Origin of the sequence: Streptomyces sp. NPDC087300 (assembly GCF_044744425.1) — a bacterium.
GTDB lineage: Bacteria > Actinomycetota > Actinomycetes > Streptomycetales > Streptomycetaceae > Streptomyces.
In genome coordinates, this window is sequence record NZ_JBIUYI010000010.1 from 100,967 (window position 1) to 115,590 (window position 14,624).

A 14,624-nucleotide genomic window follows, 5' to 3' on the forward strand; every position below is an offset into this window, starting at 1 on the left:
ATGGACGACAAGCGTGCTCTTCTCCTGAAACTACTGGCGTCCGTACAGCAGCAGGCCGCGCCCGCGGCCGCGACTTCGCGCGTGTCCGAGGACATCGCGGTCATCGGGCTCGCGGGACGTTTCCCCGCGGCGCGGACCCCGGACGAGCTGTGGCGCAACGTCGTCGAGGGCCGCAACTGCGTCAGTGAGGTGCCGGGCGACCGCTGGGACGTGGACGAGCACTACCACCCCGACTCCAAGGACGGGCGCGGCTACAGCAAGTGGGGCGGCTGGCTCGACGACGTCGACAAGTTCGACCCGCTGCTCTTTCAGATCTCACCCTCCGACGCCGAGGAGATGGATCCCCAGGAGCGGCTCTTCCTGGAGTCGGCGTGGGCGGCCGTGGAGGATGCCGGGTACCGGCCCCGTGGGCTGGGTGAGCGGAGCCCCGTCGGTGTCTTCGCAGGTGTGATGAACAACGACTACGAGTGGCTGGCGGGCGAGAGCAGCGCGTTCGGCGCGCACACGCACGCGCGATCCGCCCACTGGTCGATCGCCAACCGCGTCTCCTACGTACTCGATCTGCGCGGACCGAGCCTCACCGTCGACAGCGCCTGCTCGGCCTCGCTCACCGCCATCCACCTGGCCTGCGAGAGCCTGCGGCGCGGCGAGTGCGGCACGGCCGTCGCCGGCGGGGTCAACCTCATCCTGCACCCCATGCACCTGCGGATGCTGGCTGACCGTCAGATGATCTCGCGCGGCGACCGGTGCCGCAGCTTCGGCGCACACGCCGACGGTTTCGTGGACGGCGAGGGGGTGGGCACCGTCCTGCTCAAGCCGCTGAGCGCCGCGGAGGCCGACGGCGACCGCGTCTACGCGGTCCTGAAGGGCTCCGCGATCAACGCGGGCGGCAGGACCAGCGGTTACACCGTCCCGAACCCGTCCGCCCAGGCCGAGGTGATCGCCGCCGCGCTGCGCAGGGCCGACGTCGACCCGCGCACCGTCACCTACGTGGAGGCGCACGGCACCGGCACCCCACTCGGCGACCCCATCGAGATCGCCGGACTGCGTGAGGCCTTCCGCACCGGCCCCGCGGCCGCGTCCGGCGCCACCGCGGCCGGCTGCGCCATCGGCTCGCTCAAGTCCAACATCGGACATCTGGAGTCCGCCGCCGGCATCGCGGGACTGACCAAGGTGCTGATGCAGCTGAAGCACGGCGTGCTCCCGCCGTCCCTGCACTCCGCCGAGCTCAATCCCGACATCGACCTGTCCGGCACCCCCTTCCGCGTACAGCAGGAGGCCGAGCCCTGGGTCCGTCTCACGGAGCGTGGCCAGGACGGCGAGGAGCGGGAGTTGCCGCGCCGGGCGGGCATCAGCTCGTTCGGCGGCGGCGGGGCCAACGCGCACCTGATCGTCGAGGAGTACCGGGGCGGCAGGACGCCGACGGTGGACAGCGGGGCACCTGAGCTGGTCGTGCTCTCCGCGCTGAGCGAGGAGCGGCTGCGGGCCTACGCGGGCGACCTCGCCGACTTCCTCGACGGCTCCTCCGACGGGCAGCCGGTCGGCGAGGGGGTCTCGGAGGGAGCCCTGGAGGGGGCCTTGGCGGAGTGCCTCCGGGTGGCCGCCGAGGTGCTGCGCGTGCGGCCCGAGGACCTGGACCCCGATCTGGAACTCGCCGACCACGGCCTGGGAGCGCCCGAACTGGCCGGGCTGAGCGAGCGGCTCGGCCTGGAGATGACCGTCTCGGGCAGGGCCTCCTTGCGTGAACTGGCCCGCACCGGAGCTGGGTTCGGGTCGGGAGCCGGGACCGAGGCCGGACCTGCGACCGAAGCCGGACCCGAAGCCGGAACCGAAGCCGGACCCGAAGTCGGAACCGGAACCGGAACAGGCCTGAGCTTCGCCGACTTCGCGCACACGTTGCGTGTCGGCAGGGAGCAGATGGACGTCCGGCTCGCCTTCTCCGCCGCCGATCTCTCCCATGCCCACCAGGTGTTGAGCGCGGTCGCGGCCGGTACGGAGACCGGTGCCGAGCTGACCGGCGTCGAGCTGAACGACGCGGGCCGCACCCGGCGGGCGCAGGGTCGGGATGCGGGGGACCGTCTGGCGCGTGCCCTTGCCGACGGGGACCTCGCGGCCGCGGCCCGCCTGTGGACCCAGGGCGCCAAGGCGCACTGGCCCGCCGGCGGCGCCCACCGGATCGGTCTGCCCACCTACCCCTTCGCCCGCAAGCGCTACTGGATACCGGTGCCCGAGCGGAACGCGGCGCGTACTCCGGCGAAGGACCTCATATCCGCGGCGGAGCAGCACTCCAGACGCGACCCGCACGACCCCGAACTCGGCTTCTACCAGCCGGTCTGGTGCCCCGAGGACCTTCCGTCCGCCGCTCCGGCCCAGGCCTCGCCCCCCGCCGCCACCGCCGGAGACGGCCAGGTGGCCGTGCTGACCGCGGGTGAACCCGATGCCCTCGCCGAAGCGCTGCTCCACCACCACCCCGGGGCCCGCCACCTCCGCCTGGACCGTGATGATCCGGCGGTCCTGCTCGCCGAACCGGTGCGGCACCTCTTCCACCTCGGCGGCCTGCACCGCCCCGAAAGCCTCGACGGCGCCCTGCGCGACGGCGTGCTCGCCCTGTTCCGCACCCACGGCACCGGCCCCCGGATCACGGTGGTGACCGCGGGCGCACACGGCGACAACCCGCACGCCGCGGGCATTCTCGGCTACGCCCAGGTGCTGGCCGCGGAGTGCCCCGAACTGGACATCACCTGCGTCGACGTGGCCGACACCGCACCGGCGAGCGCGCTGCCCGCCCTGCTCCGCGAACCCCCGCACCCGACGGGGCGTGCCGTCCTGCTGCGCGGTGGCCAACGGCACGTCCGCCGGCTCGTGAAGACACCCGTGCCGGCCCCCGAACGGTCTCCCTACCGCACCCGCGGCACCTATCTGATGGTCGGCGGCAGCGGCGGCATCGGCCGCGCCCTGTCCGAGGAGCTCGCGCGGCGGCACCGGGCCAACGTCGTGTGGATCAGCCGCGGCGAGCTCGGCCCCGAGCAGCGGGCATCGGCCGACCGGGTCCGTGAGGCGGGCGGCCGGCTGCTGCACCTGCGCGCCGACGCCGCGGACCCCGCCGCGCTGAGCGCGGCCGTCGGCGAGGCCCGGCGACGGTTCGGCACGCTGCACGGCGTCTTCCACGCCGCCATGACGTTCAACGCGAGCACCATCGCCGAGCTCACCGAGCCGGAACTGCGCGCCGCCCTCGCCGCGAAGGTCGACGGCTCGCTCGCGCTGACCGCCGCCCTGGGGGACGAGCCGCTGGACTTCCTGGCGTTCTTCAGCTCGGTGGGTTCCTTCGTCAGCGCGGCGGGGAACGCCGCCTACGTCGCCGCCAGCTCCTTCCAGGACGCCTACGGCCGCCTCCTGGCCACCCGACTCCCTTATCCCGTACGGGTGGTCAACTGGGGGTACTGGGGCCGGGTGGGCTCCGGCGCGCAACCCGGACTCCAGGAGATCTTCCGCAGGACCGGCGTCGCCGAGTTCACGGTCGCCGAAGGGCTCGACGCGCTGGAGCGGGTGCTGGCCCACGGCCCCGTCCAGGTCATGCCGATCCGCGCCGACGAGAGCGCCCTCGACGCGCTCGGCCGCCGCGCCTGCGCACTCGCCGACCGGTTCGGGACGCCCGCGCCCGCGGGGCCCGGCGCCGATGCCGTCCTGGTCGGCTACGACCGTCTCTCCGCGCTCTGCGACACCGCGCTGCTCGGTGTCTACCGGCGCATGGGCGCCTTCGCCAGGCCGGGGGAGCGGGACGGCGTGCGCGCGCTCGCCGACCGGCTCGGCATCGACCCCAAGTACCACCGGCTGCACGCGGCCCTGCTGAACATCCTGGCCGACGCCGGGCACGTGTCGGTGCGCGGCGACACGGTCGAGCTGCTCGCGCCCGCGGAGGGCGTCGGCACGGGTACGGGTACGGGGGCAGGCGCGGGGACAGGTACGGATGCCGGTACGGGTACCGGCATCGAGTACGCCGAGCGCGAGCTCGACCGGATCGCCGCGGACCACCCCGACATCACGGCCACGGTGGAGCTCACCCGCCGCTTCCTGCGCGACTACCCGCAGGTGCTGCGCGGCGAGGTCGGCGCCACCGAGATCATGTTCCCGAACGCGTCGATGGAGCTGGTCCAGGACTTCTACCGGGGCAATCCGCTCACCGACTCCCTCAACGAACTGGCCGCCCAGGCGGTCGCCGAGTACGCCCGGGTGCGGGCGGCCGCGCTCGGCACGGGCGAGTGCCTGCGCGTCGTCGAGTTCGGCGCGGGCACCGGAGCGACCACGGACCGGGTGCTGCCCGCGCTGGCCGCCTGGGCGGACCGCGCCGAGTACGTCTTCACCGACATCTCGCCGCAGTTCCTGGAGGGCGCGGAGCAGCGCTTCGGCGAGCGCTATCCGTTCACCAGGTTCCGTACGCTCAATCTCGAACGGGCCCTCGTCGAGCAGGGATTCACGCCCGGCAGCGCCGACGTCGTGGTGGCCACCAACGTCGTGCACGCCACCGGCGACCTGCGCCGCACCCTGCGCAAGGCGCGCGAGCTGCTGCGCCCCGGCGGCTGGCTCGTCCTCAACGAACTGACGTCGATCCGCAGCAGTATCACCGTCACCGGCGGTGTCCTGGACGGCTGGTGGGCATTCACCGACCAGGAGCTGCGCATCAAGGACGCCCCGCTGGCCACCGCGGGCACCTGGCAGCGGCTCCTGATCGAGGAGGGCTTCGCCGACGCGCTCGTCCTGGACCGGGGGGCGGCCCTCGGCCAGCACGTGATCATCGGCGAGAACGCGGGTGCGCGCGCCGTGGCCGGGGATCGCGCGCCTGCCGTGGCAGGCGCGTCCGCACAGGCCGCCGGAGACCGCGCGACCGGCACGGCCGACGCGAGCCGCACGGCCCGCCGGGGTCCGCTCGCCCGGCTCCGCGACATCGTCACGGCGACCTTGAAGCTGGACGACCCGGTCGACCCGGACCGGCTCCTGTCCGACTACGGTTTCGACTCGCTCAGCGGCATGAAGATCGCCTCGGTGCTGGAGCAGGACCTCGGCATCCGGCTGCGCCTGAGCGACCTGCTCCAGCACTCCACCCTGCGCGAACTCGCCGACCACCTCGCCGAGTCGGGCGTCGAAGGGGATGCTGCCGACGAGCTTGCCGTCGACGAGCCCGCCCCGTCGCGTACGGAGCGCGGGCCCGTGGAGTTCCCGCTCTCCGCGGGGCAGCGGGCGCTGAGCGTGATCGAACGGACCGCTCCCGGCAACTACGCGTACAACCTGCCCCTCGCGTTCTGGCTGGAGCCGGACACCGACGAGGCGGCCCTGCACGCCGCGCTGCGCTCCATGGTCCACCGGCACCCCCAGCTGCGCGTCCGCGTGAGCGGCGACCGGCAGACCGTCGTACCGGAGCAGGAAGTCGCCTTCAAGCGCGTGCGGTTGGCGACCAGTGACGTGGCCGAGGTGCGCGAGGCCGCGAGGGACCGCGTCCGCGAGCCCTTCGACCTGGCCCGGGGCCCCCTGCTGCGCGTCACGCTGTTCGTCCTCGCCGACGGCCGACAGGTGCTGCTGCTCACCTTCCACCACATCGTCTTCGACGGCCTGTCCATCGCCGTGTTCCTGCGCGAGCTGTCCGCGTACTACCGGCAGCGGCCGCCCGTCGGCGAACCCCCCGCCACCTTCGCCGACTTCGTGAACTGGCAGACCGAACTGCTGGGTTCGGCGCACGGCGAACGCCTGCGCGCCTACTGGCTGGGGCGTCTCTCCGGCGAACTGCCCGCCCTCCAGCTCCCGCTGGACCGCCCGCGCCCCGCCGTACCGAGCTATCGGGGTGCCTCGGTCGAAGGCCGCATCGGAGCACGGCAGATCGAGGCCGCGAGAAGGCTCGCCGCCGACGAGCGGACCTCGCTCTTCACCGTGCTGCTCACCGCCTACGCCGCCCTCCTGCACCGCTACACCCAGCAGGACCGCATCCTCATCGGCACACCCGTCGCCGGGCGGCCCACCGCCCAGTACGCCGACGTGCTCGGCTACTTCATGAACATGGTGGTCCTCCAGTACGACATCGACGACGACCAGGACTTCCGCGGCCTGCTGCGCGAGGCGCGGGACACCGTCGTGGAAGCCCTGGAGCACAGTGACTATCCACTCCTGACGCTCGCTCAGGAACTGCGCGCCTCACGGCTGTTCGACACCGCCTTCTACTTCCAGAACTGGGTGGAGGACGACACCGACACCGCCCCCGTGGCCGCGGTGTTCCCCGGCGTCCACCAGGAAGGCGAGTTCGACGTCACGCTGGAGGTCGTGGAGGAGCCCGAGGGCGCCCGGTACTGCCTCAAGTACAACCCCGACCTCCTCGACGAGGACACCGTCCGCAGGCTCGGCGACCACTTCGGGCTGCTGCTCGACGCGGCCCTCGCCGAACCCGACCGCGGCCTCGGCCTGCTGCCCCTGCGCAGCGCCGCCGAACTGCGCGCGGAAGCGGAGCGGCACCGGCGCGCCCGGCGCGACTACTCCGAGGACCGCACCCTGCCCGCGCTCCTCGCCGAGCAGGCCCGCCGCACGCCCGAGGCGATCGCGGTCAGCGACCGGGACACCACGCTGACCTACCGCGAACTCACCGGCCGCGTCGACGCGTTGGCCGCACGCCTGCGCGCCCGCGGCGTCGCCCCCGGACGCACCGTCGGCGTACTGGTCGACCGCTCCGCGGACATGCTCGTCGCCCTCCTCGGCGTGCTCGCGGCCGGTGGCGCCTATGTGCCGCTCGACCCCGACTATCCGGCCGACCGGCTGCGGTACATGGCCGATGACGCCGCACTGCACCTGCTGCTCGCGCGCTCCGGCACGGGTGATGACCTCGGCACCCCGGTCCTGCCCGTCGACGCGTACGGCGATGACGGTGCGTACGGCGACGACGCCGAGGTCGGCACGCACGACGAGAGTCACCCGGCCGTGCCGATCACCGGACCTGCCGCGCAGGACCCCGCGTACGTGATCTACACCTCGGGATCGACCGGGCGCCCCAAGGGCGTTCAGGTACCGCACCGGGCCCTGGCCAACCTGCTCCTCTCGATGGCCGAGGAGCCCGGACTCTCGGCGGGCGACCACCTGCTCGCGCTCACCACCGTCTGCTTCGACATCGCCGCCCTGGAACTGTTCCTGCCGCTGATCACCGGCGGCCGGGTGGAGATCGTGCCCGCCGAGGTCGCCCGCGACGGCGTCCTGCTGCGCCGTCTGATCGAGTCGAGCCCGGCCACGGTCGTCCAGGCCACCCCCGCCACCTGGAAGATGCTGCTCGCCGCCGGCTGGCAGGGCGGGCGGGGACTGAAGGTGCTGTGCGGGGGAGAGGCCCTCGACCAGGACACCGCCGAGCGGCTGCTGGCCCGCGCCGGACAGGTGTGGAACATGTTCGGGCCGACCGAGACCACCATCTGGTCCGCCGTGTGCCGCCTCGCGCCCGGCGAGCGGGTCACCATCGGCCACCCCATCGCCAACACCCAGCTGTACGTGCTCGACTCCAAGGGCCGCCAGGTACCGGCGGGCGTGCCGGGCGAGCTGTACATCGGCGGCGCGGGCCTGGCCACCGGCTATCTGGGCCGCCCCGAGCTGACCGCCGACCGGTTCCGCACGGTGGACGGCGACCGCCGCTACCGCACCGGCGACCTGGTGCGCACCCTGCCCGACGGCCGCATCGAGTACCTGAGCAGGCTCGACTCCCAGGTGAAGGTGCGCGGCTTCCGTATCGAACCGGCCGAGATCGAGACGGCCCTGCGCGGGCAGCCCGGCGTCCGCGAGGCCGTCGTGGTGGCGCGGAGCGTCGGCGGCGACAACGTGCTGCACGCCTTCCTCCTGCTCGACGAAGGCGCGGGACCGCCGCCACGGGAGGCCCTGGCCCGGTGGCTGCCCGCGCACATGGTCCCGGACGTGCTCGTGCCGCTGTCGGCACTGCCGCAGACGCTCAACGGCAAGGTGGACCGTGGCAGGCTGACCGCCGCGTCACTGGCCGAGCTGCGCGGATCGGGCGCCACGGCTGAGGCGGACCGCCCGGCGGAGCGTCGAGGGGACCGGTCGACGGCGGGCGACGCGCGGGAATCTGCCGTGCGCGTCGCCGAGTTGACCGCGGTGATCGCCGACATCCTCGGCACCGAGGCCGAGCTGATCCCCGCTGACGTGCCCCTCGGCCAGCTCGGGATGAACTCGATCAGCTTCACCGTGCTCAGTACGCGGATCAGCGAGCGGTACGGGACCGAAGTGCTGCCGACGGTGTTCTACCGCCATCCGACGGTCGCCGCGGTCGCCGCCCATCTGGCCGCTCTGGCTGACCCGTCCGACCCGTCCGACCTGGCTGAGTCGGCCGAGCTGGCCGATTCGTCCGAGGTGCGGGACGCGCCGGAGGTCTCCGGGCCCCCCGTGGCAAGGGCGGGAACCGGTGACGTCGCGATCGTGGGCATGGCGGGCAGGCTGCCCGGATCCGCCGATCTGACGGAGTTCTGGGAGAACCTGGAGCAGGGCAGGGACCTCGTCACCGAGATCCCCGCCGACCGCTGGGACTGGCGGGCGCACACCGCCAACTCCCGCTCGCGCTGGGGCGGTTTCCTCTCCGGCGTGGACCGGTTCGACGCGGCCTTCTTCGCCATCTCGCCCCGTGAGGCCGAGCTGATGGACCCCCAGCAGCGGCTGCTCCTCGAAGTGGTGTGGTCGGCGATCGAGGACGCCGGATACCGCGCTTCCGACCTCGCGGGCAAGCGGGTCGGCGTCTTCATCGGCACCACCAACTCCGACTACGCCGAGGTGCAGCGCGCCGCGGGGCGTTCGGCCGACGCGCACACGCTCACCGGTGCCGCGCTGTCGATCATCCCCAACCGCATCTCGTACCTCCTCGACCTGCGCGGTCCCAGCGTCGCGGTGGACACGGCCTGCTCCAGCTCGCTCACCGCCGTCCAGCAGGCGGTCACCGCGCTGCGCGACGGCACCTGCGACCTGGCCATCGCGGGCGGGGTCAGCCTGATCCTCGACCCCGGTCTCTACGAGGCCCTGAGCCGCAACGAGATGCTCAGCGAGGACGGCCGGTGCAAGGCGTTCGACGCCTCGGCCAACGGCTATGTGCGCGGCGAGGGCGTGGGCGTCGTGGTGCTGCGCGACCACGCGGCGGCCCGCAGGGACGGCGACCCGGTGGCCGCGGTCATCAAGGCGGTCGCGGTCAACCACGGCGGGCGCACCACTTCGCTCACCTCCCCCAGCCCCGAGGCGCAGGCCGACCTGCTCGTCGAGGCGTACCGGACGGCCGGCGTCGATGTGCGCACGGTCGGCTACATCGAGGCGCACGGCACCGGCACGGCGCTGGGCGACCCGATCGAGACCAGCGGTCTGACGGAGGCGTTCCGCCGACTCCGCGGGGAGGGCACCGGCCCTGGCCCTGATTCTGATTCTGGCTCCGGTTCCGGTTCCGGTTCCGTTTCCGGGGCCGGCGAAGACATCGGCAGCGGTATCGGCATCGGCTCCGTGAAGACCAACATCGGTCACCTGGAGGCCGCCGCGGGCATCGCGGGGCTGTTCAAGGTGGTCCTGGCGCTGCGCCACCGCACGCTCCCCGCCAGCCTCCACTTCCGTGCGCGCAATCCCTACCTCGAACTGGACGGCAGCCCCTTCGAGATCGTCGACTCCACCCGGCCCTGGCCCGCGCCGTCCGCGGCGGACGGGTCCGTACTGCCCCGCCGGGCCGGCGTCAGCTCCTTCGGCTTCGGCGGTGCCAACGCGCATGTCGTCATCGAGGAGGCGTGCGACGCGCCGCTCGCCCTGAAGCCGCATGCCCAGACCGGGACCGAGACCAGTACCGAGATCGCGGCCGCGGCCCCCGTGCGGGAGGACCTGTTCGTCCTGTCCGCCAAGTCGGAGCGTGCCCTGCGGGAACAGGCCGGGCGCCTCGCCGAGCGGGTCCGCGCCGAGGAGCTCGCGCCCGCCGATGTCGCGCACACCCTGCGCGTCGGCCGCGAGCCCATGGACGAGCGGCTCGCCTTCGTGGCCCGTGGCCGCGCCGAGCTCGTCGACCACCTGGACGCCTGCGCCGAAGGCCGTTCCCCGCAGGGCGTCCTGCGGAGGCGGGTCAGCGCCGCCCAGCGCCGCGCCGCCGCCTCGCGCGGCACGGCCTGGCAGGAGTTCGCGCGGGCGCTGTCGGCCGAAGGCGACCTGGAGTCCCTGGCCCAGCTGTGGATCGACGGCGCGGACGTGGACTGGTCCGGGCTTCCGGCGGGCCGCCGGATCGGCCTCCCGGCCTATCCGTTCGAGCCGACCAGGCACTGGGTCGAGGCCCGGACCGGTGCGGGTGCCGGTGCCGACGCGGTCGGCCCGGGGAGTACCGGTACCGCGGCGGCCCACGCCCCCGCACGGACGGAACTGCTCGACGAGAACGTCTCGACGTTCGGCACGGCCGCCTTCGCCAAGCACCTCACGGGCGAGGAGTTCTACCTGGCCGACCACCAGGTCGGCGACGAGCGGGTGCTGCCCGGTGTGGTGTACCTGGAGATGGCGCGCCTCGCCGGTGAGCGGGCCCACGGCACCGCCGCCGTCCGGCGCGTCGACGAGGTCGTCTGGGCGGCGCCCGTCGCACTCGCCCCGGGGCAACGGCGCGACCTCCGGGTGGTGGTGACGCCCTCCGGCGAGTTCGAGGTCACCGGCGAGCGCCCGCACGCCAGGGGCCGTCTCGTGTTCGACGTCCCCGGCGCGGACGCCGGCCCGGTGCCGGCCAGGATCGACGCGGCGGCGGTGCGGGCGAGGTGCCGGACGGGCAGGACCCGGCAGGAGTGCTACGACTACTTCAGCGGCCTCGGCTTCCGGTACGGCCCGACGTTCCAGGTCATCGAGGAGCTGGCCCTCGGCGAGGGCGAGGCCCTGGCCAGGCTGCGCCGCCCCGAGGCAGGCGCGCACCGGTTCCACCCCTCGCTCCTCGACGGAGCGCTCCAGACCGCCGGTTGGCTGGTGCCCGGGTCGACGGCGCACCTTCCGTACTCGATCGGTTCCGTGCGGATCTTCGACGAGCTGCCGACCGACTGTCTCGTACACGTCGTGTCGGTGGAGAGCCGCGCGGACGCGCAGGTCTTCGACATCACCCTGGCCGCCCCCGACGGCACGGTGGCGGCGTGCATCGAGCGGTTCACGCTGCGGGCCGTGCCGCGGGCCGAGCGCGGCGTGCACGCCTTCGAGCCGGTCTGGCAGGACGCGGCGGCCGCGCCGCGGGAGCCGGTCGAGCTGCTGTCCGTCATCGACACGGGTGACGGTCGCGCCCAGGCCCTGTGTGACGAACTCGCCATCCTCGCGCCCGAGTTGACCGTCCGCGTGGGCGTCGAAAGCGGGACCTCGCACCTCGTCCACCTCGCCGTGGAGAGCGGCCTCGAAGGGGCGCTGCGCGACGGCTTCCACACGGTCCTCGACGTATGCAGGACCCGCATCGCCGAACGCGGCGGGCCCCTGCGCTACTTGTACGTCCACGAGGACGGGCCCGGCGCCGCGGGAGCGGCACACGCGGCGCTCGACGGCTTCGCCCGGACCATCGGCCAGGAGCACCCCGGGATCCGGATGAGCGTGCTCGGCCGCGCCGACGCGGGAGCGGCGTCCCCGCGGGAACGCGCCGAGCTCGTGCTCGCCGAACTCGCGGGCGAAGAACCGGAGATACGGACCGAAGGGCCGCGCCGCGCGATCCGTGGCTGGCGCGGACTCGCCCTGCCGGAGGCGGGAACGGGTGCCTCCCCGCTGTCCCGCGCGGGGGCCCACATCGTCACCGGCGGCTCCGGGAAGCTCGGGCTGCTCGTCGCCGAACGGATCGCCCGGCACCCCGGTGCCCAGGTCGTCCTGGTCAGCAGGTCCCGTCCGGACGGTCAACTGCCCGACGGGTGGCTGCACGTGCGGGCGGACGTCGCGGTGCGGGCCGATGTCGAGCGGGTGGTGGGTGAGGCCCGGCGCAGGTTCGGGCGCATCGCCGGTGTGGTGCATGCGGCGGGCGTGCTGCGGGACTCGCTCGCGCTGCGCAAGAGCGGCGCGGACGCCGACGCGGTGCTCGCGCCCAAGGTGCGCGGCCTGGTCCACCTGGACGAGGCGACCCGTGCCGACGACCTCGACTACTTCGTGGCGTTCGGCTCGACCGCCGCGGTGTTCGGAAACGTGGGACAGGCCGACTACGCGTACGCCAACAGCTTCCTCGACCACTATCTGGAGCGGCGCCCCGGCGGCGGTCTGGCGGTCGACTGGTCGCTGTGGCGCGACGGCGGGATGACCATCACCGCCGAGGCGCGGGGGGCCATGCTGCGCGAGTTCGGCATGGAGCCGCTGGCGACCGAGGCCGCCCTCGACGGTCTTGAGGCCGCCCTGGAGAGCGGGCTCTCCCGGGTCCTGCTCGCCGCGGGCGACCGCGCGCGGATGACCGAGGCGCTGCGCGGGCGCCCCGCCGTCTCCGGGGCCCCGGCCACCCGTCCCGGCACGGGCGACGGTGAATCGCCGTCTCCCGCCGAACTGCGGGCCCCCACCGTCGAGTTCCTGCGCGAGCTGCTCGCCGACGAACTGAAGATGCCGCTGGACGACGTCGCGCAGGACGAGACGTTCGACCACTACGGAGTCGACTCGCTGCTGGTGCTCAGCCTCACGCGTGCGCTGGAGGAGCGGTTCGGTCCGCTGTCCAAGACGCTCTTCTTCGAGTACCTGACGATCGGTGAGCTGGCCGACTTCCTGGTCGACGAGCACCCCGCCGTACTGCGCGACCTGCTGGTCCAGGCCCCGGTCCCGGACGCACGGGAGGTGACCGTGACGCCCGCCGTGCACGCCGCGGCCCCCGCCGTGCACGCCACCGTGCCCGACGCCCTGCCCGCCGCCGCGCCCGCCGGACCCCCCGCCGCGGACGACGACATCGTGATCGTCGGCGTCGCGGGCCGCTACCCCCAGGCCGACGACCTCGACCAGTTCTGGCGCAACCTCCGCGACGGCAAGGACTGTGTCGAGGAGGTCCCGGAGGACCGCTGGGACCACGACCGGTTCTACGACGCGGACCGGGACACCCCCGGCAAGGCGTACGCCAAGTGGGGCGGCTGGCTCTCCGACGTGGCGTCGTTCGACCCCATGTTCTTCCGGATGTCCCAGGTCGAGGCGGAGCACATCGACCCCCAGGAGCGGATCTTCCTCCAGACGGTGTGGCACCTCCTGGAGGACGCGGGCACGTCCCGCACGGCGCTCTCCAAGGTCCGCACCGGCGTCTTCGTCGGCCTGATGTACGGCCACTACCAGCTGTACGGGGTCGACGAGGCCCTGCGCGGCGTCGGCGCCGCCACCTCCTCGTCGTACGCCTCGGTCGCCAACCGGGTGTCGTACTTCTTCGACTTCGAAGGGCCGAGCATCGCCCTCGACACCATGTGCTCGTCCTCGCTCACCGCCCTCCACCTGGCCTGCCGGGCGATCAGGGACGGCGACTGCGAGGTGGCCGTGGCCGGTGGCGTCAACGTGTCGAGCCACCCGCTGAAGTACCTCCAGCTGTCCAAGGGCGGGTTCCTGTCCACGGACGGCAGGTGCCGCAGCTTCGGGGAGGGCGGTGACGGATACGTGCCGGCCGAGGGCGCGGGCGCGGTGCTGCTCAAGCGCCGTTCCGCCGCCGAGGCCGACGGCGACCGCGTCCTCGCCGTGGTCAGGTCGACGGCTGTCAACCACGGCGGGGCGGGCAAGGGCTTCAGCGTGCCCAACCCCAAGTCCCAGGGCGTGATGATCGGCGAGGCGCTCGGCAGGGCCGGTCTTGCCCCCGGGGAGCTGGACTACCTGGAGGCGCACGGCACCGGCACCTCGCTCGGCGACCCGGTGGAGATCACCGGTCTCGTCCGCGCCTTCCAGGGACACGACCTGGCCGGCGTACGCATCCCGATCGGCTCGGTGAAGTCGAACATCGGGCACGCCGAGTCGGCCGCGGGCATGGCCGCGATCACGAAGGTCCTGCTGCAGCTGAGGCACGGGCAGCTGGTGCCCTCGCTGCACGCCGAACGGCTCAACCCCCATCTCGACCTGGACGCCACGCCTTTCCGGCTCCAGCGCGACCTGGCCCCGTGGACGCCGCGCGCCGACGCCGCGGGCCGCCCCCTGCCCCGTACCGCGGGAATCAGCGCGTTCGGAGCGGGCGGCAGCAACGCACACGTGATCCTGGAGGAGTTCGTGTCACCCACGCAGCCCCCCGTGCCGGAGGCACCGTACGTGTGCGTGCTCTCCGCGCGCGACGCGGAGCGGCTCACCGAACACACCGAGCGGCTGGTGGAGTTCCTGCGCGGCGACGGCCGGGACACGCGGCCCGCCGCGCTCGCCGCGACACTGCAGAGCCGTGAGCCGATGGCGCACCGCGTCGCGGTGGTCTTCGACGACGTGGCCGGCCTCGTGGACGCGCTGGCGGCGCACCTGGCCGGAGCCCCGGCGCCGCGCGTCCTGACCGGCGTCGCCGCGCGGTCCGCCGCGCCCGCCGCCGACCGCACCCCGCAGGAACTGGCGGCGGCCTGGGTGCGCGGCGCGCGGACCGACTGGCCCGCGGGCGGCCCCCGGGTCTCCCTGCCCGGCTACCCGTTCGCCCGGGAACGCTGCTGGCTGCCGGCCGCCGACGCGGTCCGCAC

The 14,624-nt window shown here is 73.6% G+C and carries 1 protein-coding gene (cut by a window edge); it reads left to right on the top strand.

Translation table 11 applies throughout. The annotated features are described in order from the left end of the window. Positions 1–14,624: the 5' portion of an amino acid adenylation domain-containing protein gene (locus tag ACIO9J_RS35150; RefSeq protein ID WP_402008499.1), read on the top strand. It continues 9,055 nt past the right edge of the window; 14,624 of the gene's 23,679 nt are visible here — the first part of the coding sequence; the start codon lies at positions 1–3; its stop codon lies beyond the right edge, outside the window.